General features: G+C 71.1%; 16 protein-coding genes and 2 pseudogenes. 8 read left to right on the top strand and 10 right to left on the bottom strand.

What is annotated here, in order from left to right:
- Nucleotides 1-64 precede the first annotated feature (64 nt).
- The 8 genes from AC0VYM_RS26540 to AC0VYM_RS26575 all read right to left on the bottom strand — a co-directional run bounded on the left by AC0VYM_RS26540 (nt 65) and on the right by AC0VYM_RS26575 (nt 9449).
- On the bottom strand, nt 65-1336 hold the full coding sequence (locus AC0VYM_RS26540) for a Gfo/Idh/MocA family protein (RefSeq protein ID WP_475456596.1): 1272 nt from the start codon (nt 1334-1336) through the stop codon (nt 65-67).
- Nucleotides 1337-1421: 85 nt separating this feature from the next.
- A complete protein-coding gene (locus AC0VYM_RS26545; protein WP_475456598.1) occupies nt 1422-2402 on the bottom strand; it encodes an ABC transporter permease in 981 nt (326 codons plus the stop codon).
- Nucleotides 2399-3415, bottom strand: a complete 1017-nt coding sequence (locus AC0VYM_RS26550; protein ID WP_475456600.1) for an ABC transporter permease — start codon at nt 3413-3415, stop codon at nt 2399-2401. Before AC0VYM_RS26550 ends, AC0VYM_RS26545 begins: the two co-directional genes overlap by 4 nt.
- Nucleotides 3412-5067 (bottom strand): sugar ABC transporter ATP-binding protein, encoded by a 1656-nt coding sequence (locus tag AC0VYM_RS26555; RefSeq protein WP_475456602.1) that lies wholly within the window; start codon nt 5065-5067, stop codon nt 3412-3414. The genes AC0VYM_RS26550 and AC0VYM_RS26555 overlap by 4 nt, the downstream gene beginning before the upstream one ends.
- A gap of 72 nt (nt 5068-5139) precedes the next feature.
- Entirely contained in the window at nt 5140-6213 is a 1074-nt protein-coding gene (locus tag AC0VYM_RS26560) for a substrate-binding domain-containing protein (protein WP_475456604.1), read from the bottom strand.
- A gap of 239 nt (nt 6214-6452) precedes the next feature.
- On the bottom strand, nt 6453-7403 hold the full coding sequence (locus tag AC0VYM_RS26565) for an ArsA family ATPase (RefSeq protein WP_475456606.1): 951 nt from the start codon (nt 7401-7403) through the stop codon (nt 6453-6455).
- Nucleotides 7394-7666 carry a cory-CC-star protein gene (locus tag AC0VYM_RS26570; protein ID WP_475456608.1) on the bottom strand — a complete coding sequence of 91 codons (273 nt, stop codon included), beginning with the start codon at nt 7664-7666 and terminating at the stop codon, nt 7394-7396. The genes AC0VYM_RS26565 and AC0VYM_RS26570 overlap by 10 nt, the downstream gene beginning before the upstream one ends.
- A 4-nt stretch (nt 7667-7670) precedes the next feature.
- The gene (locus tag AC0VYM_RS26575) at nt 7671-9449 is read right to left on the bottom strand and encodes a carbon starvation CstA family protein (RefSeq protein WP_475456610.1); all 1779 of its coding nucleotides are present in this window, start codon (nt 9447-9449) and stop codon (nt 7671-7673) included.
- Nucleotides 9450-9600: 151 nt separating this feature from the next.
- Between AC0VYM_RS26575 and AC0VYM_RS26580 the strand changes: the two genes are divergently transcribed.
- The 3 genes from AC0VYM_RS26580 (at nt 9601) to AC0VYM_RS26590 (ending at nt 14126) form a co-directional block, all read left to right on the top strand.
- Nucleotides 9601-10407 carry a hypothetical protein gene (locus AC0VYM_RS26580; protein WP_475456612.1) on the top strand — a complete coding sequence of 269 codons (807 nt, stop codon included), beginning with the start codon at nt 9601-9603 and terminating at the stop codon, nt 10405-10407.
- A gap of 89 nt (nt 10408-10496) precedes the next feature.
- Nucleotides 10497-11495: a small ribosomal subunit Rsm22 family protein gene (locus tag AC0VYM_RS26585; protein WP_475456614.1), complete on the top strand. Its 999-nt coding sequence runs from the start codon at nt 10497-10499 to the stop codon at nt 11493-11495.
- A gap of 159 nt (nt 11496-11654) precedes the next feature.
- Entirely contained in the window at nt 11655-14126 is a 2472-nt protein-coding gene (locus AC0VYM_RS26590) for a protein kinase domain-containing protein (RefSeq protein ID WP_475456616.1), read from the top strand.
- Nucleotides 14127-14132: 6 nt separating this feature from the next.
- Here AC0VYM_RS26590 and AC0VYM_RS26595 read toward each other — a convergent pair whose 3' ends face one another.
- Nucleotides 14133-15548, bottom strand: a complete 1416-nt coding sequence (locus AC0VYM_RS26595; protein WP_475456618.1) for a CoA transferase — start codon at nt 15546-15548, stop codon at nt 14133-14135.
- A 202-nt stretch (nt 15549-15750) separates the two neighbouring features.
- Nucleotides 15751-15942, bottom strand: a pseudogene (locus AC0VYM_RS26600) (Rid family hydrolase); the annotation flags it as partial.
- On the opposite strand from AC0VYM_RS26600, the pseudogene AC0VYM_RS26605 reads away from it, so the two are divergent.
- From AC0VYM_RS26605 to AC0VYM_RS26625, 5 genes and pseudogenes are all read left to right on the top strand, one after another.
- Nucleotides 15931-16197 (top strand): annotated as a pseudogene (locus tag AC0VYM_RS26605) (ATP-binding protein); the annotation flags it as partial. The pseudogenes AC0VYM_RS26600 and AC0VYM_RS26605 overlap by 12 nt on opposite strands.
- A complete protein-coding gene (locus tag AC0VYM_RS26610; protein WP_475456620.1) occupies nt 16194-16652 on the top strand; it encodes a hypothetical protein in 459 nt (152 codons plus the stop codon). The pseudogene AC0VYM_RS26605 and the gene AC0VYM_RS26610, both read left to right, overlap by 4 nt.
- Before the next feature lie 279 nt (nt 16653-16931).
- Nucleotides 16932-18302: an MFS transporter gene (locus AC0VYM_RS26615; protein WP_475456622.1), complete on the top strand. Its 1371-nt coding sequence runs from the start codon at nt 16932-16934 to the stop codon at nt 18300-18302.
- 428 nt (nt 18303-18730) lie between these two features.
- Nucleotides 18731-19648 carry a DNA-processing protein DprA gene (locus AC0VYM_RS26620; RefSeq protein WP_475456624.1) on the top strand — a complete coding sequence of 306 codons (918 nt, stop codon included), beginning with the start codon at nt 18731-18733 and terminating at the stop codon, nt 19646-19648.
- 235 nt (nt 19649-19883) lie between these two features.
- On the top strand, nt 19884-20429 hold the full coding sequence (locus AC0VYM_RS26625; protein ID WP_475456626.1) for a hypothetical protein: 546 nt from the start codon (nt 19884-19886) through the stop codon (nt 20427-20429).
- The last annotated feature ends 139 nt before the right edge of the window (nt 20430-20568 follow it).

Consider the following 20568-nt stretch of genomic DNA (forward strand, 5'->3'; position numbering starts at 1 on the left):
GGCCCTCGACCCCGGCCGGTGACACCGTGCCGGGGTCGAGGGCCCCTCGTGCTTCCGGCGGGGTTCAGACCCCGGCGCGCCACGTCCCCTGGGCGACGTCGGGCACGAAGGCGGTCAGCCGCTCCAGGGTGGCGGGGTCGGTGAGGTCGACCCTGCGGCCCTCCTGCGCGGACAGGTAGGCGGCCATCAGCAGCCGGGTCACGTCCCTGCCGTCGCGCAGGTCCTCCCGGGGCGGCTTCCCGTCCAGGAAGCGCTCGACCATGTGGCGGTTCTCCTCGGTGTAGCCGTAGGTCGCCGCCTCGTCGGGCACCACCGGCATGAGCCCGCCCTCGGCGTTCTGCTTCTCCACCAGGTCCTCACCGACCCCGCCGGCGATCTCACGGCTGAGGAACACCCTCGACTCCGTGTCCAGGGTGTTGGAGGACATCGAGTACTCCGGACCCAGGAGTTCGTAGCTGAGCCGCAGCCCCGCGCCCACGTAGCTCCACGACGTCGTGGCCTCCGCGACCACCTGGTGGCCGTCGCCGTTGACGTAGACCACGGTGGCCCTCGCGTAGTCCTCGGCGGGGCTCCTGCGGTAGTCCACCTCGGGCCCGTACCGGTTGACCAGCTCGTCCGCGTAGTGCGGGCGCGCCCACTTCAGGCAGGCGATGGTGGCCTCCACGCTCACCGGCCGCAGCCAGTCCCTGGCCTGGGTCCCGGGCGGGGTGAGGAGGTACCGGGAGGCCTCCACGCTGTGGCACATCATGTCGTTCAGGACCCCGCCGCCCTGGTGCTCCCCCTGCCAGAACCACGCCCGGTGCGGGCCGCTGTGCTCCTCCGCGCACCGTGCCAGGTAGGGGGAGCCGGAGGCGGCGGCGCCACGGGCCCAGACCAGTTCGTGGGCGCGCGTCACCCCGGGCGCGAAGACCTGGTTCTCCAGGTAGCCGTGGAGCAGCCCGGCCCCCTCCACCAGGCTCAGGACCTCCTCCGCCTCGGCCAGCGTCCGGCCCAGCGGCTTCTCGATCGCGATCCCCCGCAGGTCGGCCCGGCCGGAGGTGACCTCCTCGCAGATCGCCCGGACGGTCTCCAGGCGCACGTGGTTCGGCGTGGTCACCCACACCGCCTGGACGGCGGGGTCGCGCACCATCGCGCGCACGTCGTCGTAGGCGGTGGGGTCGCCCACGCGCAGCTCCCTGGCGAGGTCGGCCACCTGGCGCACCGTCTCCGCCGTCCGGCCGCACACGGCCACGACGTCGGCGTCGCGCACGCCCCGGAAGGAACGGGTGTGGAAGTCGGCGATGAACCCGCTGCCGACGACGCCGACACCGAGCCGACCGTTCACCTGTGAAGTCACGTTGGAGTCTCCCCATCGAATTGGCGGTACTGAGGTGGTGGGGCCGTGACGGCACGGGGGGTGTCCGCGTCACGGCCGTGGGGGGTCAGGCGCGCAGGTGTCTCTGGCGGCCGTAGGCGGTGAGCACGATGATCAGCACCAGGCCGAAGAGGATCTGGCGCGGCGCGTCTCCCCACTCGCCGCCGCCGATCTGCATGGTGCGCAGCAGCGCGCTCAGCACGGTGAGCAGGACGGCGCCGACGATGGTGCCGAGGTAGCCGCCGACCCCTCCGATCAGCGCCGTCCCGCCGATCACGACGGCGGCGACGCTGTTGAGCATGTAGTCGGCGCCCAGGTTCGTGTAGACGTTCTGGGAGTAGCCGAGGAGCAGCAGCCCGCCCACCCCGGCGAACAGCGAGGACAGCACGTACGCGCTGAACCGGACCGCCGAGGGGTTGACCCCGGACAGGTGGGCCGTGGTCCGGTTGGCGCCGACCGCGTAGAGCCGCCACCCGAACGACGTGCGGCGGAGCAGCCAGATCACCACGACCGACAGCGCGAGCCACAGCCACAGGACCCCGGGGACGCCGAACACCGTGTCGCCGGTGACCAGCTGGTTGAGCAGGGGCGCGGCCGACCCCTCGGGGCGCCCGCCGGTGTAGAGGCGGATGAACCCGGCCACGACCGCGATCATGCCGAGGGTCATCACCAGGGGTGGCACCCGGAACAGCAGGACGCCGATCCCGTTGACCACCCCGATCACGCAGGCCGAGCCCAGGGCCACCAGCACCGCGAAGAGGAAGCCGTCGTCACTGCCGTCCATGAAGCGCGAGGCGACGATCGCGGACAGGGTCGCCGCCGACCCCACCGACAGGTCGATGCCCTCGCCCCCGGCGATGATCACCAGGGTCTGCCCGATGGCGATCACACCGAGGAACGAGGCGACGGTCAGCGTGGTGACGATGTGGCCCCACGTGGCGAAGGCGGGCGAGTAGAAGCTGGCCACGACCCACAGCAGCAGGGTGACCGCGCCGGAGATGACCACCGGGTCCGTGGTCAGGCGGCGCGCGGTGAGGGTGGTGGTCATCGTGTGCCTCCTGATGCTCCGGACGCCGTACCGTCGCGGGCGGTGAGGAGCCCGGCGAGCGCGATCGCGGCGATGATGACGCAGCCGTAGACGAACTCGCGGGCGTTGGTGGGAACGCCGGCGAAGAAGACGAGTCCCTGGATGAGGGAGAGCACCACCGCGCCCACCAGGGCTCCGCCGACCCCGCCGGAACCGCCGCGCAGCCGAGTGCCGCCGATCACGAGCGCGGCGATCGACCCCAGGGTGAGTTCGGTGCCGAGGGTGGGGTCCCCCGCCCCGGCGTCGGCCAGCAGCGCCACCCCCGCGAGGGAGGCCACCGCCCCGCCGAGGGTGTAGGACAGCACGCGCACCCTCGACACCGGGACGGACGAGGTGTAGGCGGCCTCGGGGTTGCCGCCCACCGCGTACAGGTGCTGGCCGTAGCGGGTCCCCCGCAGCAGCCGCCAGCCGAGGAAGAGGACCACGAGCAGTACGGCGGGGATCGGGACGTACATCGCCAGGACCATCCGGTAGGTCCCGGTGAGGACCGGCGACACCTCGCCGCCGGGGGTGGGCAGCACCAGCAGGGCCAGACCGCCGAACACCGAGCTCGTGGCGAAGGTCGCGACGATGGGTTGCAGGCGCAGGACCGCCACCACCAGGCCGTTGAAGAGGCCGCAGGCGGCGCCGGTGGCGAGTCCGGCGGCCAGGGCCAGCGGCAGGCGGGCGTCGTCCCCCTGCATGAGCACCACGGACACCGCCGAGGACAGCGTGACGATGGTGCCGATGGACAGGTCGATACCGCCGCCGAGCACGATGATGGCCTGCGCGGCCGCGATGGTGGCCAGGGGCAGGAAGGTGGCGAAGCTGGCACTGAGGCCGTAGGGCGAGAAGAACCCCGGTTGGAGGATCGCGGAGGCCGTCACCGTGACCAGCAGGAGGAGTCCCACGGCCAGGGCCGGCATGTGTACGGACAACACGGACCGCACCGGACCGGGCAGGTCCCGCGTTCCGGTGCCCCTCAGGAGGTTCATGCTCCGCCCTCCTCGGCGTGGCGCGGTTCGGGGTCGGGGAGTTCGTTCGCGTGGCCCTCGCGGGCGGCGGCGACGTCGGCTCCGGTGACGTGCATGGCGCTGGCGATCAGGGTGTCCTCGGTGAGGCGGTCCCCGGACACCTCGTCCACCACCCGGCCCTCGAACATCACGAGCACGCGGTCGCAGACCTCGACCAGTTCGCGGTCGTCGCTGGAGCCGACCAGCACGGCGGCACCGGACGCGGCCAGCTCGGCCACCACGTCGAACATCTCGGCCTTGGCGCCGACGTCGACGCCCTTGGCGGGGTCGTCCATCAGCACCACGGCGGGTTCGGTGGGGAACCACTTGCCGACCACGATCTTCTGCTGGTTGCCTCCGGAGAGCGTGGAGACCGGGTCGTCCAGGGAGCCGTAGCGGGTGTTGACGCGTTCGGCTACCTCGCGGGCGGCCGCGACCTCACGGCGCCTCGACAGGCCCACGCCCAGGAAGGCGCGGCGGCCCACCGAGGGCAGGGCGAGGTTCTCTAGGATGGGTCGGCCCAGTGCCAGTCCCTGGACGCCCCGGTTGCCGGGCACGTAACAGAATCCGGCCCGGACCGCCTGTTTGGGCGAGCGGGGGCGTACCGGGGCACCGTCCAGCAGCACGGTGCCGCCGGTCCGGCGACCGGCGCCGAAGAGCGCCGCCATGAGCTCGGACTGCCCCTGGCCCTGGAGGCCGCCGAGCCCCAGCACCTCGCCCGCGCGGACGTGCAGGGAGACCCCGTGGAGCCGGTCCCCGGTCAGGTCGCGCACCTCCAGGCGCGGCGGTGTGGCGGGGTCGGCGCCCCTGTCCGCCTCCTCCGGCTCCGCGGCCGTGGGGAGGGTCCCGGTCTCCGCCACGGGGCCCGTCCTCCGGGCGCCCGACGGCCCGGCGCTCGGGCGGCCGGACATCAGTTCCAGCAGTTCGGCCTCCGGGGTCCCGGCCACGGTCACCGTGGCCACGTCGGTCCCGTTGCGCATGACCGTGGCCCGGTCGCACACCGCGTAGATCTCGGCCAGCCGGTGGGTGATGAACAGGACCAGCACGCCGCGCGCGCGGAGTTCGTCGACGACCTCGAAGAGCACCTCCACCTGGCCGCGCCGCAGGGAGGCGGTCGCCTCGTCCAGCACGAGCAGGCGGGGGTCGCGGACCAGCGCCTTGCACACCTCGACCACCTGGCGTTCGCCCGGGTCGAGGTCGCCCACCCGTTCGCGGGCGGGCACCCTGCCGCCGAAGGCCGGGGCGAACCGCTCCAACCACGGCAGGGACCGGGCCAGGGCGGCGCGGCGGTCGCGGAGCCCGAACCGGGAGGGCTCCACGCCCAGCACCAGGTTGTCCAGGACTGTGAAGTCCTCGACCAGCGACAGCTCCTGGTACACGGAGCTGATCCCGGCGGCCAGGGTGTCGCGGGGCCCGCGCGGCCGCAGCGGTGCGCCGTCCAGCCGCACCTCCCCGGCGTCCGGCCCGACCACCCCGGTGAGCACCTTCAACAGGGTCGACTTGCCCGAGCCGTTGGGGCCGAGGACGGCGTGCACCGTCCCGGCGCGGGCCTCGAAGTCGGCACCGTCCAGCGCGGTGACCCCTCCGTAGCGTTTGCGCACTCCGCTCATGCGCAGAAACGGCGGTGAGTCCACGAGTTCTCTCCCTGCTCCTGTCCGTTCGCGGCCTCCGCCACGGGTGGGTACGCCCGGCTCCGCCCGCGCGGGCTACTCGAAGTAGGCGTCGGCCTCCTCCGGGCTGAGCGCGTGGTCCACGGCGTAGGCGTCGTTCTCGTCGGAGACCTCCGCGAAGCGCTCGTCGAAGGTGTCGTCGGTGATGGTCTCGGGGATGGGCAGCCAGGCGTTGTTGCCGTCGAGCCCGTCGGCGGTGAACTCCTCGCCCTGGAGCATGCGGATCACCACGTGCAGCGCGGACACGGAGACCGACGGCGGGTTGGGGACGCCGATGCTGGTGAAGTCGCCCTCCGAACGCAGGGCGTCCCACTCGCGCATGTAGCCCACGCGCGCCTCGCCGGTCATGACGACGTCGTCCACGAGTCCCTCGGCCTGCAACGCGCGGAAGGCGCCGAGCGCCATGCCGTCCTGGACGAACACGCCGTCGACGTCGGGGTTGCTGGCCAGCAGGTCGCGGGTGACGGTCTGGCCCTGGTTCTGGTCCCACTCGGCGTAGTCGTTGGCGACGACCTCGACCCCGGCGGCGTCGAAGACCTCGCTCGCCCCGGACCAGCGGTCCTCGTTGGCGGGGTGGCCGTCGATGCCGTTGACCGCGATGATCCGGCCGCCCTCACCGACCTCGTCGGCGAGCCACTGGGCGGAGAGGGAGGCCCACTCGGCCTGGTCGATGACCACGTTGACGACGTCCTCGGACGCCACGGCCTGGTCGATGGCGACGATCTCGATGCCCTGTTCGGCCGCCTCCGCGAACACCTGGTCCAGGGCGGTGGGCGAGTTCGGGTTGACGATGATCGCGTCCACGTCCGAGCGGATGAGGTTGCGGATCTGCTGGATCTGGCCGTTGATGTCGACGTCGGCGCTCTCCACGACCAGCTGGTCGACGATCCCCTCGGCCTCATACTCACCGAAGGCCGTCTCCAGTTCGGACAGCATCTGCTCGCGCCACTCGCTGCCGATGAAGCCGTTGCTGACCCCGATCGTGAACGGGCCCTCGGTCTCGCCGGCTCCGCCGCCGCCCTCGGGTGTGCTGCACGCGGTGGCCATCAGTGTCCCGGCCACGGCTACGGCGCCCAGTGCCAGCGACCCGCGCCAACGTCGCCCAAGCATGTTCCGGTGCCTCGTCGAACCCATCGGGGGGACCTCCATCCTGTGAGCTGAGTCACGAATCTACGCATCCTTGTGGCGACCGTCAATAACCTTTTTGATGGCAATCGACAAAAGTCAGTGATGATCCGATCTCTGTTAGCGCAAAAGAACAGAGCGTGGCCAGGGGGCCAAGGAGGGTTTCCGGGGCAACGGAGAACGCCCCCGGCGAGGCCGGGGGCGTTCGGGACGGGGGGCTCGGGTCAGCCGAGCCGGGCGGCGAGCGCGCGCAGGGCCTCGGGGCCGATGGGTTCCGCGGCGCTCAGCGGCAGCTCCACCGTGCCGGGGTCGGCGAAGCGGGTACGGACGGCACCCAGGATCTCGGGGTCCGCGTCCTCCGGGACCTGGTTGACGATCACCCGGCCCAGACGGAAGCCGGTGGCCACCAGCTGGGCGGCGGCGCGGTCCGTCTCGGCCAGCACCATCCGGCGCGGCACCAGCACGAGCCTGACCTCGGCGTCCTCCCGCAGACGCGCGGCGGCCCGCTCCAGCTTCCGGCGGCGGGCGTGCAGCTTCTCCAGGAGCGGATCGTCCGGGGCGCCGTCGCCCGCGCCGCCGACGACGCCCACGGCGAAGCGGTCGGCGTCCACGGCGCGCTCACGCTGGCGCACCAGCCCCCGGACCCACGGGGTGAGCAGTTCGGGCAGGTCGAGCAGGCGCAGCAGGTGGCCGGTCGGGGCGCTGTCCACCACGAGCCGGTCCCACGTGCCCGGGACCTCCTCCATCGCGTCCATGAGCAGGTCGGCCAGGGCGGACTCGGCCATGCCCGGACCGGCCGCCGCGTGGTCCAGGTGACGGGTGACGGCGGGCAGGATCTCCCGGGGCAGGGCCGCGCTGGCGTCGTCACCGATCTGCCGGACCCTGCGGCGCAGGGCGGCGTCCGCGTCGGGCTCGCGCGCCCACAGGTTGTCGCTGACCAGCACCGGGCGGTCACCCAGTGGAAGGTCCAGCGCGTCACCGAGCGAGTGCGCGGGATCGGTGGACACCAGGAGGGTGCGCAGGCCCGCGTCGGCCAGGCCCAGCGCGTGCGCGGCGGCCATGGTGGTCTTGCCGACGCCGCCCTTGCCGCCGAAGAAGACGATGGGGGCCTCCGCCGGAACGGGCGCGGGGCTCCCCGCCCGCGCGCGGCGCCCTCTGCCGAACCTCAACAGCACACCCCCGGTCCACCGAGATCGTCCCGACCCATGCGCTGGTGCCACTCGTGCAGGTCGGCCACCATGTGGGGAACGAGGTCGAGGGTCTCATAGGAGACGGGCCCCTCCACTCCCAGGGTCTCCAGGAGCAGCAGGGCCCGCAGGGTGTCCTCCTGGGTGCGCGCCTCCCTGCGCAGTTCCTGCCGCCAGCGCGAGGCGAAGACCTCGTCGTGGAAGGCCTCCACCCGTTTCCAGGCGTCACGCACGCGGGAGAGCGCACCCATCGCGTTACTTCTCCTTCGGGTCGGCGGCGGTGGGGTCGGCGACGGTCTCCTCGGACGGGGCGTCCTCGGCCTCCGGAAGCTCCCCCGCCCGGCGGGCGGCGAAGGCCTTGCGCAGCGCCAGACCGGCCTCCACGACCAGCCAGACCGCCAGCGCGAAGATGACGAAGTCCAGCGGGGCCAGCAGGAAGAGGTCGATCAGGGAGTCCGACTTGAGGAACGCGACCAGGTTGACGATCAGTGCCCACGAGGTCATCACGAGCAGGAAGACCAGCGGAACGAGGATGGCCAGCGGGTTGCGCCCGCGCTTGGTCACCCACACCGCGATCACGGCGAGCGCGAGCCCGGCGGTGAGCTGGTTGGTGGTGCCGAACAGCTGCCACAGGGTGCCGAAGGCGAAGTCGCCCGGGATGAGTGCCAGACCCAGCGGAACGACCGTGGCGATCAGGGTGGCCACCGTGAGGTTGCGCGCCAACGGACGGAAGCGGACGATCTCGGCGATCTCCTGGACGATGTAGCGCTGGAGGCGCACGCCGGTGTCCATGGTGGTGGCGGCGAAGCTGACCACGACCACCACCGCGAAGATGACACCGATCTGCAGCGGGATGCCGATGTTGTTCGCGAACTGGCCGACACCCTCGACGAAGTTTCCCGTCGCCCCGGCCGAGGCGGATCCGAAGTCGCCGTACAGGCCCCGCCAGTCCGCGAGCGGCGACGCGGAGGCCGCGACCACACCGGCGGTGCAGGCCAGGATCGAGCAGACCGCGAGCGCGCCCTCACCGGCCGCGCCCAGGTAGCCGACCATCCGGGTGTCGGTCTCCTTGTCGATCTGCTTGGCCGTGGTCCCCGAGGCGACGAGGCTGTGGAAGCCGGAGATGGCACCGCAGGCGATGGTGACGAACAGCAGGGGGAACCAGGGCGGGGAACCCGCGGGGATATCGCTGTTGATCATCGGCGCGACGATCGTGTCCCAGCCGACGATCACACCCACGCCGATGACCGCGAAGGCCAGCAGCATCTGGTGCAGGTTGACGTAGTCGCGCGGCTGGAGCAGCATCCACACCGGGATGCGGGACGCGATGAACGCGTACACGAACAGCAGGACGATCCACACCGTGTTGGGGGTCATCCCCATGGCCTCGGAGACACCGGTGATGTCGATCGGGAACATCACGCCGAGCGGGATGCACACGTAGACCAAGACCAGCGCGACGAGCGAGGGCACCAGGGCCGCGGTGCGGCGCCTGTAGACGAACTGGCCGACCGCGATGGCCAGCGGGATGGTCACCAGGACCGGCAGGACGGACCCCGGGTAGGCCACGAACAGGTTCGAGATGACCACCGCGAACACCGCGTTCACCATGGTCAGCAGGAAGAAGATGATCACCAGGAACAGCGCTCGCGAGCGCTTGCTGATGACCTCGCCCGCGAGGGTGCCGATGCTGCGGGCCCGGTGCCGGACCGACACCACGAGGGCGCCGAAGTCGTGCACGCCCGCCGCGAAGACGGTGCCGAGCAGGATCCACGCGAGGGCGGGCCCCCAGCCCCAGAAGACCGCGACGGCCGGACCGACGATGGGCGCGGCACCCGCCACCGAGATGAAGTGGTGGCTGAAAACGATGTGCCGATTGGTCGGAACGAAATCGACGCCGTCCTTGTAGGTGTGCGCCGGGGTGATGTACCCGGGGTCGAGCGCGTACACCTTCTCTGCCAAATATCGCGAATAGTAACGGTAGCCAACGGCGAACACCGCCACCGACGCGAGTAGGACTAGGGCTGCGGGCATGGCCGAGGCCTACCTTTCACGCTCCGGGTCCAAGTCGTCACCGCGTCCCCTCTGTCCGTGCTCGTCACCTGGGGGGTCGCGGCCGATTCGGAGTATGGGTTAAAGTCACCAGAAATTAACATGCGGCATTCCTCACATATAAGGCCTGACCTTGACGGACCTGATCACGGTTTGGCAGCGATCCACCGTCGCCGAACTCTCCTGGACCACTCCTTCCGGCCCTTCGGGTATTCCCGTGGTTCCCCTCATGTGGCGTGACTCCCCGTGCGTCGCGCTGCCCTACTCCATGGCCGGGACCGCCCTGGAGCTCCGGGGGCGCACCGTGGCCCTCAGCGTGAGCGCGGAGGACGCGGGCGGCGGTACGGCGGTGGTCGGGACCGGACCGGTCGAGGTGGTCGAGGACCTCGACGGCGCCGAGTTCGTGGAGCACCTGGTGGAGCAGGAGGCGATCAAGCACCCGCCCACACGGCTGCGCGCGGACAGCCTGATCGCCCGCCGGGAGAACTGGTGGTGGGTGCCGCGCCTGCTCGTCTCCCTCACCGCGGTCGAGGAGGAGCACGCCCTGCCCCCCCGGACCCGCGCGCGGGACGCCCTGCTGGTGCGCGACCGCTCGGGTCGCCCGGAGGTCGAGGTGGTCACGGCGGAGACCTGGCCGGACCGGGGCGACGTCACCCTGTGGTCGCGCGGCGGCGCCCCGATCGAAGGCGAGGGCGAACCGGCCTTCGTGTTCGCGCACCAGTACAGCCCGGACTTCGAACGCTGGGAGCGCTGGTCCCGTGGGGGCCCTCTCACCGGTGACACCCTCCTGGTCACCGAGGCCGAGGGCGGCCCCACCGGCGGTTCCCCCTCCGGCCCGCTGTCCCCCTACGGGCTGCTGGAACGCCTCGCCAACCACCGCTCCCTCGCCCGCACCTGCCGCTCCGCCGTCTCCCGGGCCGAGTCCCGGCGCCGCGCCTGAACCCGGTGGCCCCCTGCCCCCGGACGCCCCGGTCCGGGCGGGGGCGGCGGATAGGATGCGCTGGTAACGGCGATCGAGAAGAAACACGCATGGGGAATCTGAACAGCGAACTCTTCGCGGCGATCGACAGCGTCGCCAGCGGGGCCAACGAACACGCGCTGGCCGCGTCGGTCCAGGAACTCATGAAGAAGTACCGGGGCAGGGTGGACCCCCAGGACCTGGTCCTGGCCACGGACACCGACGTCGTCGCCTACGCCGCCTACCGGCTCCCCGCCACCTTCACCGCCGCCGAGGCCGCCTTCGAGACCGCCGCGGCCTCGATCCCGGGGTTCGCCCCCGCCACCCACCTGGACGTCGGCGGCGGCATGGGCGCCGCCGTGTGGGCGGCCTCCTCCGCCTGGCCGTCCCTGCGCTCCACCACCGTGCTGGAGCAGTCCGCCCCCGCCATCAGTCTGGGCAAGCGGATCGCCCGCAGGTCCACGGCGCCAGCGGTCAGCGGGTCCGAGTGGGAACGCTTCCGGCTCACCGGAGCCGTCCCGGACGGCCCGCGCGTGGACCTGGCCACCATGTCGTACGTGCTCAACGAGCTCACGCCGAAGGTCCAGGAGGAGGTCGTGCGCTCCCTGGCCCGACGGGCCCGGACGGTCGTGCTGATCGAGCCCGGCACCCCCGAGGGGTACGAACGCGTGATCAACGCCCGGAGACACCTCCTGGCGGAGGGGATGACCGTGGCGGCGCCCTGCCCGCACGGGGAGGCCTGCCCCATCGCCCCGGGTGAGGACTGGTGCCACTTCTCCGAGCGGCTCAACCGCTCCGGCATCCAGCGCAGGCTCAAGTTCGGCACGCTGGGCTTCGAGGACGAGAAGTACTCCTTCGTCGCCGCCACCGCCGATCCCGTGGACCGCCCCGCCAACCGGGTCCTGCGCCACCCCCAGAAGCGCAAGGGCCTGGTCTCGCTGAGCCTGTGCACCCCGGGCCCCGGGATCGAGGAGCGGGTGGTCTCCAAGCGCCAGGGACAGACCTACCGCGCGGCCCGCAAGGCCGAGTGGGGCGACGCCTGGCCGCCCCCGGAGGACGCCGAGAGCTGACCGGGGTTCGGGCGCGGCCACTGACCGCTCCCGGCCCCGAACGCAGACCGGAGCTCGGGCGCGGCCACTGACCGGGGTGGGCTCCAGCCGCTGACCACCGCCAGAGGGACATCCGTTACGCTTCGGCGTGAATCCCCCCGAGCCTGGAAAAGAACCCCCGTGGAGCCACTGCACCCCGACGACCCCCGCGAGCTCGGGCCCTTCCGCCTGCTGAGACGCGTCGGCGAGGGCGGCATGGGCGTGGTGTTCCTGGCGGTCTCCGCCGACGGCACCGGGAACGGCACGGGGGACGACCTGGCCGCGGTGAAGGCCATCCGGTCCGAGTACTCCGGCGACCGGGAGTTCCGCGCGCGGTTCGCCGGCGAGGTGGAGCTCGCCCGCAGGGTACGGGGTCCCTACACCGCCCGGGTCCTGGCCGCCGACACCGACGGGCCGCACCCCTGGCTGGCCACCGAGTACGTCCCCGGGCCCTCCTTGCACGACGCGGTACGGGACAACGGGCCCTTCCCCGAACCCTCGCTGCGGTCCCTGGCCGCAGGTCTGGCCGAGGCGCTGTCGGCCATCCACGGGGTGGGGCTGGTCCACCGCGACCTCAAGCCCTCCAATGTCCTGCTCTCCCCGCGCGGTCCCCAGGTGATCGACTTCGGCATCGCCCGCGCCCTCGACGCCACCGCGCTCACCCGCACCGGCCAGACCCTGGGCACCCCCGCCTACATGTCCCCGGAGCAGGCCGTGGGGACGGTCGTCGACCCGCGCAGCGACCTGTTCTCCTTCGGCGGCGTGCTGCTGTTCACCGCCACGGGCCGCCAGCCCTTCGGTACCGGCAATGCGCACGCACTGCTCTACCGGGTGGTCAACGAGGAACCCGACCTGAGCGGTGTGCCCGAGGCCCTCCACCCCCTGGTCGCGGCCTGCCTGGCCAAGGACCCGGACGACCGTCCGGAGCTGGGTTCGGTGCTGGACCAGCTGACCGGTACCGCGCTGCCCCGGGGCGACGAGGACCCCACCGAGTGGCTGCCCGAGGCCGTGGCCACCCAGGTGAAGCGCACCCTCGTCCGGACCAGGGCCGTCCCGACCCTGGAGGCGACGGCCCTGGGGGGCGGGGTGGAAGCGGTCCCGCGGGAGGAGGACGCTCCCGCCGGGGCTCGTGAGGAGGGTTCCGCCGGGGGCGGGCAGGAGGGGCCCGAAGGTGCCACCGCGGCTCCCGCCGAGGACAGGGAGGACTCACCCGCCGAAGACCCGGAGGGCTCGCCCGTCGGCGATGGACAGAGCTCCTCCGGCGAGGATCAGGCCCCCGCCCCGCTCAGCGAGTCGGATCAGCGACAGGCCACGGACGCCGCTCCTGAACCGAAGGAATCCGGGCCGGGAACCGCGCGGGCCCTGTCAGGGAGCTCCGGGCGGACATCCTCACCAGCGAAGTCCGACACGTGGGGCGCGTGGAAGGTCGGCGGCGCGGTGGTGGCCGTGATCGCCCTGGTGGCCTTGATCGTCAACAACACCGAGGACCCCGACCCCTGGGCCGGAACGCCCTACGCCGATTCCGGGAACAGCACCGAGACCTCCCTCTTCCCCTCCCCTTCTCCCTCCCCCACCCCCTCCCGCGCTCCCACCGAGACGTCCACGCCCCGGAGCGACATCAGGCATGTCGTCCGGTTGGGGGAGAGCGACCGTTTCGCCATGCTCTCCGCTGAGGGCGTGTACGTCTTCGAATCCGGCCAACGCAGCCCAAGGGAACGGCTCACCGACGAATCGGAGCGCTTCGCCTTCTCCAACTCGCACCTGGCGACGACCCCCGACGGTTCCCACCTGGCCAGCAAGGCGGCGAAGTCGGTCAACGACGGTGTGGCGGCGATCCACGTGTGGGACCTGGAGGAAGACGACCGATCCGTGGTCGAACTGCCCGACGCCAACGACGGCGGGACCTTCGCCCTCTCCCCGGACGGCGCGACCCTCTACTTCAACGGCGACCAGAGCACGGTGACGGCTTACCGGGTGGACGAAGGCGAGGAGCTCTACAGCGTGGAGGTACCCGAGGCACCCCGGTCCGAGAAGAGTTACGACCGGGCCTACCAAGGATCGGTCACCGCCGTGGGGACCTCCCCCGAGGGAGACCTCCTGGTCGCCGCGCTGGACAACGGGGTCGCCGTATGGGACGCCGTGACCGGGGAACCGCACCCCGGCGTCCCGGAGCTGCGTCAGGAACTCGGCGAGCGCACACAGGCCGCGAAGATCAGCGGCGGGTTCGTCGTCTCCGACGTCCTCGGTTCCGAGAAGGGGGTAGAGGTGTGGGACATCCGCTCCGACCAGGGCCCCAGAACCTTCGAACTGCCGCGGGAGCACCGGGTCTCACACGCCCGGATCCGGGAGGTGACCGTGGGCGACGACGGAGACTTGGTGGTCGCCTCAGGGATCGGCACCAGGCGCAGAGACAGCTTCATGGTCGTCTGGGACTCGGAGGGTGAGGTCGTGGCGGAAGGCGATTCCGATCTGGAGTACACGACCCTCAACGCCTCCCCCGGCAACGCCAGCCTGCTCGTCTCCACCTTCCCGGTGGAGGGCGGGGCCGACCGGTTCGCGTTCCTGGACGAGGACCTGGAACCAGTGGAGGAGTTCGCGGCTCCCACGCGCTGATCCGCATCAGAGCCAGGCGGCCCGGTCACTCCCCCAACGGGTGGACGTGCTGTCCCAGCCCCCCGGCCCGCCCTCGTAGGCGACCGGCGGCAGTGCGTAACGCAGTCTGCCGTAGTCCGACGGGCCCTCGGTGAGCCAGTCGGCGGGCTCGTATCCGCCGCCCTCCGCCGGTTCCGGGGGAATGTCGTTCATCAGCCATCCGGCCGTTCCCGCCAGGGAGAACCGCAGGTGACGGCCCCTGCCATCCGACTGGCGCTCGGTGAGCGCCCGCAGCACCCCGGCGGCCAGCAGGTATCCGGTGCCGTGGTCCAGGGCCTGGGCGGGCAGTACGCCCGGGCGGTCCTTGAGAACCGACTCAGTCGAAGCGATTCCGCTCGCCGCCTGCACCAGGCTGTCGAACCCCCTGCGCCCGGCCCACGGACCCGACCAGCCCCAGGCGCACAACTGCGCGACGACCAGGCCGGGGCGGCGGGCGATCAGCTCCTCAGCGGCCAGCCCGTGCCGGTCGAGCCCGCCCGGACGGTAGCCGGTCACCACCACGTCGGCGGTCTCCAGCAGCTCCGCGAAGGTGCTCCGGCCCTCCGCCGTGTCCAGGTCCAGCAGGGTGGAGCGCTTGCCCATCCCGGTGTCGGTGTGGCTGTCGGGGTCCTCCTCCAACCCCGGGGAGTCCACGCGCAACACGTCGGCGCCGAGCAGGGCGAGGGTCCGGGTGGCGACCGGACCGGCGATGACCCGGGTCAGGTCCAGGACCCGAACCCCGCCAGCGGGCAGCTCCCCCGAGGGGAGCCGACGCTCACCCGCCGGACCCACAGCCTCGGACTCTGCCAGCGGGAGCCCTTCCGCCTGGAAGTCCCCCGGCCTGCCGGGCTCCCCGTCAGGACCGGCTTCGGGTGCCACGGCGACCGCCAGCCCTCCCCCGGCGTAGACCGCCTCCTGGACCTCGTGCGCGGACCGGGCGGCCAGCTCCTTCGCGAGCTCCTCCGGGCCGGTCCGCTCGCTCAGCCCCAGCGCGGCCAGCAGCCGGGCCCGGTGATGGGGGTAGTTCGCGTGGGTGCGCACCCAGCCGTCAGCGGTCTGCCAGAACCCCGACAGCGACGCGAAGGGGGTCGGCTTCCGGCCGTCCACCAGCAGGTGGCGTTCGCTGATGAAGGCGGTGGCCACGGCGCCCTCGTCGATCAGCGCCTGCGGCACCGGGCCGCCGTTGCGTGCCGCCAGAAGTTCGGCTGCGGCCAGCGAACACGCCCCGACGGTGGCCCTGGCCAGTTCCCGTACCGGCAGCTTCGCGGGGAGCACCTCCCCCGCACCCCGGTAGGAGACCCGCTCCACCAGGTCCGCCGACCCTCCGATCGCCTGCCACGCCTGGGTTGTCGCCACGTCCGGTGTGCCGCGGGGGTCCTGGGTACCGCTGGGATCGGTCGTCATGCCCTCATTGTGCCCACCCGGCCTTCTGGTTCCTTCGTCCGGTCCTGGGTGTGGATCACAGTTGCCGATCGCTGTCGCGGAGCACGTCCGGTCTCCGCGTCACGTGCCCGCCGGTGATCCAGGGCGTCAGCAGGCGAGCGGGGGCGACCCGGACCACCGGAGCCGGCCGAGTCGGCCAGGACCGCCCGGCCGGGCGGCGTCCCGCGACGGCGGTTCCCTCCAGCTCGACCATCAGGTCGGGGACGGCCAGCCGTGTCACCCCGAGCATCGTGGAGGTCGGTGCGACCCGGACGGCGCCCAGCCTCGACGCCAGCTCGCCGTAGTGCTCGAAGAGCCGGTCCACGTCGGTGGTGTAGACGTTGAGCCGGACGAGGTTCGCCAGGGACATACCCCCACCGCGAGCAGCATTCAGGTCGCGATCGTGGACGACGGCACCCGCACCGACGCCGTCGAACCCACGGGGCCGCAGATCCCCCACCAGCGCACGGTGGAGGAATGGGAGCAGGCCGAACGCGGCCGGGGCCTGCTGCTCATCCACCACCTCGCCGAGCGGTGGGGCACCCGCTCGGTGCTGGACTTCCCCTTCTGCGCCGGGCTGGGCACCGTCACCTGGGCCGAGTTCACCCTGAACGATGGGTCTCAGCGATGACGACGAACACCAGGGTGCGCTCCGTACTCGCCGAACCCCGAGGACACCGGTTCTCCCGACCCGGCGCCACGCTGAACCGCCCCACACCCCGGCCCTCTCAGCGCAACCAGCACACCCGGCCCACCATGCCGGAAACGCCCCAGGCCCGGCGGGAACGGCTGCTCCGCCAGATGGAGGGCAACCCCCGCATCGCCTACATGCTCGAACACGGCGAACTCCCCCACTGGATGCATGTGGCCCGACAGCAGCGGGAAAAGGCCGAAGAGGCCGGGCAAGCCCGCCGGACCGTGGAGTCCCCGCCCAACCCCCCGGACACCTCCCGGGGACGCCACCGCGCCCCGCGCCGCTGGAAGCACTGGCCCGCACTGGCCGTGAGCACCACACTCCTACTCGCCCTGACCACCGCGGAGGAGATCGGCCAGTCGCTCTTCCAGTCAGCCGGATTCCCGATCTGAGCGCTCGCTCGAATAAGGGGCACAGGACCGGAGGCACAGGCTCTCGCTGCTAGCATGTGCGGCATGTCAGCCGCTTCGTGCTCGGCCGCTTGCGCGGCAGTGACCAGGACGTCCCGCTAGCGGCGGGACGTCCAACTCACAGCAACATCCACCTGGAACGTCCAGCCGCTTCGTGATCCATCCGGAGCGGCCCTTCGTGCTGCTCGGTATCTCCTCAGATCGACGGAGCAATCGATGCTTTCAGGCACTTCCTCTTCCCGCGGGCAAAGCCCGTCCCCCATGCGCGCACGGCTCGTGCTGTGCGCGATGTCCATGCTGCAGTTCTTCATCGCGGTCGACGTGACCGTGGTCAACATCGCGCTGCCCTCGATCGGCGCGGACTTCGGCGTCGAGGGCCACTCCCTGACCTGGGCCGTGGTCGGTTACACCATCACCGGCGGCGGGCTGCTGATGCTCGGCGGCCGGCTCGGTGACCTTCTCGGCCGCCGCCGCACCCTTCTGGTCGGCACGACTCTCTTCGGCGCGGCTTCCCTGCTGGCGGGCCTGGCCCCCTCCTTCCCGGTTCTGGTCGCCGCCCGCCTGCTCCAGGGAGCCGGTGAGGCCGTCGCGCTGCCCGCGGCGATGGCGACCATCGTGCTGCTCTTCCCTGAGGGCCCGCGCCGGTCGCGCGCTCTGAGCGTGTGGGCCGCCGTGGCCAGCTGCGGCCTGGTTCTCGGGTTCGCCCTGTCGGGGATCATCACCGCCCAGCTGGGCTGGCGTTGGATCTTCCTGATCTCGGTGCCGTTCATCCTGGTCGTGATCGTGGCCGCGCTCGTCCTGGTCCCGGCGGACCGGTCCGCGTCCCGTGAGCGGGCCCGACTGGACCTTCCGGGCTCGCTCCTGCTGACCGCGTGCCCGCTGCTGTTCGTCTACGCCGCGGTCGAGGCGGGCGAGCCTGCGACCGATCCGTGGGTGAGCGTGGCCGCGCTGGTCGGCGCGGTGCTGGCCGCTGTCGGGTTCGTGCGGGTCGAGTCGAGGTCGCCGAACCCGCTGGTCCCGCTGACGTTCTTCGCGGACCGCGCCCGGCTGCGTGCGAACCTGACGACGATGCTGCTCAGCGGTGCGTTGTCGACCTCGTTCCTGCTGTTCACCTTCTACCTGCAGGACAGGCTCGGTATCGGGCCTCTGGGGGCAGGCCTCACGATGCTGCCCCTGGCCGTGGCTCTGATCGCGGCATCGGTGCTCGTGCCCCGGCTGCTGGGACGCTGGGGCGCGCGTGCGTGCGTGCTGGCCGGGCTCGCTGCTGCTGCGGGCGCCATGGCTGTGGTCGCTCTCGTGGCCGTCCAGGGCGGCGGGCCGGCATGGCTGCTCCCGGCGATGCTGCTGATCGCAGCGGGCATGGGCTTCGGGATCGTGGGGCTGCAGTACATCGCGGTCAGCGGGACCACTGACGAGGACGCCGGGATCGCCTCCGGTGTCCAGCGGGCAGCAGACCAGCTCGGCGGAGCAGCCGGTGTGGCTGTCTACGTAGGTCTCGGGTTCGCCCCGGCCCTGCACGCCGGAGACCCGTTCGTGATCGCTTCGGTGCTCGCCGTCATCGGGCTGATCGTCGGTGCCGTGGTCATCTCCCGCTCGCCGGCCACCGCGGTGGGGCAGCCGCAGGCCGGGTAGCAGAGCAGGCTGTCGCGCCGCGCCCGGACGGTCGCGGCGTGGCAGCCCCTCCCCTTCGCTCCACCGACGACGGCCGGAAGACCACCTGCCCGACCTGCCCACCTTCACCGCTGACCCTCTGTGGGAGCAGTTCCAAGCGCTGCTTCCCGAACGGAACATCAACCACCCCCTGGGGTGTCACCGGCCGCAGCCGTGTCGACCGCGGCACATCAGGTCTCAAGACACCGGTGCTCGTGGACGGCGGCGCACTTCCGGTCGGACGGGATCCTGGCCGCGGCCATCCGAGCCGCACGCCCACACGGGGCACCATGGACAATGTCAGACCCGTATTGGAACATGTGTACTAGTCGGGCGTTGGAGTGATGGGGGAAGGGGTGAGTTCTGTGTCGTGGACATGCGGTAGTGACGGAAGTCTTAACCTGGAGGGTATGAGGCAGAGCGAGGAACAGGCGGCCCTTCTCGCCCTTCTCCTGGGCAAGCAGGTCCGATGGCGTGACGTGGCTGAGAGAGTCCTGAACTCGACTGGCGCCACTCATGTTCTGCGTGACGCCTTCGGGCGCCAGGACACACTCTTCGACGTGGACCAGGGACCGATGGAAGTGGCCCTGGCAGAGGCACGCCAGCTGCTCTCACGCTGCGCCTCTGACGGGGTCGGGACACACGCTTTCTGGGACGGCTCGTACCCGACCCAGCTGCGCGACGTACACGAGATGCCGCCGCTGATCTTCACCCGCGGAACAGTCCTGGCCGAGGAGCAGCGGTCGATCGCCGTAGTCGGCTCACGGAAGGCTTCCGAGCACGGTCTGGCGGTCGCCGGCAGCATCGCCCGCCGACTCACCCGGGAGAACATCACCGTGGTGAGCGGACTCGCGGCCGGAATCGACACCGTGGCGCACAGGACGGCCCTGGACCACGGTGGCCGAACCGTCGCCGTGCTGGGCACGGGGATTAACCGGTTCTACCCCTCGGAGAATCGTCCTCTCCAGGGTGAGATCGCTGACAAGGGCCTGTTGATCAGCCAGTTCCTTCCTGATGCCGCTCCCACGAAGAAGAGTTTCCCCATGCGCAACGCGGTCATGAGCGGCTACGCCGCCGCGACCATTGTCGTGGAGGCCGGAGAACACAGCGGAGCCCGTATTCAAGCGCGGATGGCACTCAAACACGGTCGACCTGTCATCCTGCCTCGGGAGTTGCTGCGGAACCAGTGGGTGCGTGATTATGAGAAGCGCCCTGGAGTTCATCTGGTCAGCGGTATCGAGGAGCTGATGTGCGCTGTGCGATCGATCATGGCTGATGCCGAGGTGAAGCCGGAGGAACTGGTAGGGGAAGCCGAACTTGTCTGGTGAGTCGCGCCGGTATTCGGTCCGTACCCACGTCGAGGTTCAGCTCGCCTACCTACACGGACCCCCAACCCCGGGGGCAGGGGTCTGCCAGGTGTGTTTCGGCGCCTGCCGCCCCTCCTCCGCCCGCTGTGTTCCCTGTGGGGAAGTCGTCTACCAGGCCGGGCACATGGCGGCTGACCTCGTTGTTCCTATCACCTACCGCAAGGGCTCCGGCGGACAGCACAGTCAGAATCTTCGTATGTACAAGCAGGAGCCGCACAACAGGACTGCGAGAAGAAACCTGACCGCGCTTTTCGCTTATTTCTGTCTTCACCACATCAATTGCGTGAAGGCAGCGGCGGATGTTGACCGATTCACGCATGTCTGTTTCGTTCCAAGCACGAAGAATCCATCGCAGGATGTGCATCCCCTGGAGGAGACCCTCGGTGACAAGGTGCGGAGTCTGCGCGACATCCGGCTCTCGGTCAATCAGCAGGTCCCGTCGGAATCCCGCTCCTTTCACAAGGACTGGTTCGAGGTCGGCGTCATCCCGGAGCAGGGTTCACAGACTGCCGTCCTTCTGCTGGACGACACATGGGTGACCGGTGCCCGCGCACAGTCGGCAGCCTATTGCCTCAAACAGGCTGGGGCCCACAAGGTGGTCGTGCTCGTACTGGCACGTCAGATCAACCCTGACTACGGTCATTCGAAGCCCTTGGTGGAGCGCATCTCCAAAGCCCCCTACGAGATGGATTCCTGTGCGTTCCACCTCAGTGACATGATCCCTGCGCCTCGATCGCCCTAGCGGAGCTTCCCCAAGCTCGAAGCGGGCCGGGACGTCCCCGACGCGGCCCGGCCTCGTCACAGTCCACGTCGGTCTGGAACCCGGTCACGGCGTCCTTCGTGACCGGCCGGGTAGCGGAGGACGACCCGGCTGCGGCGCG

Source organism: Nocardiopsis sp. iso_237, from assembly GCF_056173345.1.

Coding starts and splice junctions, on each gene's coding strand:
- AC0VYM_RS26615 (WP_475456622.1), top strand. CDS start 16,932: ATGCGCGCACGGCTCGTGCTGTGCGCGATGTCCATGCTGCAGTTCTTC.
- AC0VYM_RS26560 (WP_475456604.1), bottom strand. CDS start 6,213: ATGCTTGGGCGACGTTGGCGCGGGTCGCTGGCACTGGGCGCCGTAGCC.
- AC0VYM_RS26550 (WP_475456600.1), bottom strand. CDS start 3,415: ATGAACCTCCTGAGGGGCACCGGAACGCGGGACCTGCCCGGTCCGGTG.
- AC0VYM_RS26545 (WP_475456598.1), bottom strand. CDS start 2,402: ATGACCACCACCCTCACCGCGCGCCGCCTGACCACGGACCCGGTGGTC.
- AC0VYM_RS26595 (WP_475456618.1), bottom strand. CDS start 15,548: ATGACGACCGATCCCAGCGGTACCCAGGACCCCCGCGGCACACCGGAC.
- AC0VYM_RS26610 (WP_475456620.1), top strand. CDS start 16,194: ATGACGACGAACACCAGGGTGCGCTCCGTACTCGCCGAACCCCGAGGA.
- AC0VYM_RS26620 (WP_475456624.1), top strand. CDS start 18,731: ATGAGGCAGAGCGAGGAACAGGCGGCCCTTCTCGCCCTTCTCCTGGGC.
- AC0VYM_RS26625 (WP_475456626.1), top strand. CDS start 19,884: ATGTACAAGCAGGAGCCGCACAACAGGACTGCGAGAAGAAACCTGACC.
- AC0VYM_RS26575 (WP_475456610.1), bottom strand. CDS start 9,449: ATGCCCGCAGCCCTAGTCCTACTCGCGTCGGTGGCGGTGTTCGCCGTT.
- AC0VYM_RS26585 (WP_475456614.1), top strand. CDS start 10,497: ATGGGGAATCTGAACAGCGAACTCTTCGCGGCGATCGACAGCGTCGCC.
- AC0VYM_RS26570 (WP_475456608.1), bottom strand. CDS start 7,666: ATGGGTGCGCTCTCCCGCGTGCGTGACGCCTGGAAACGGGTGGAGGCC.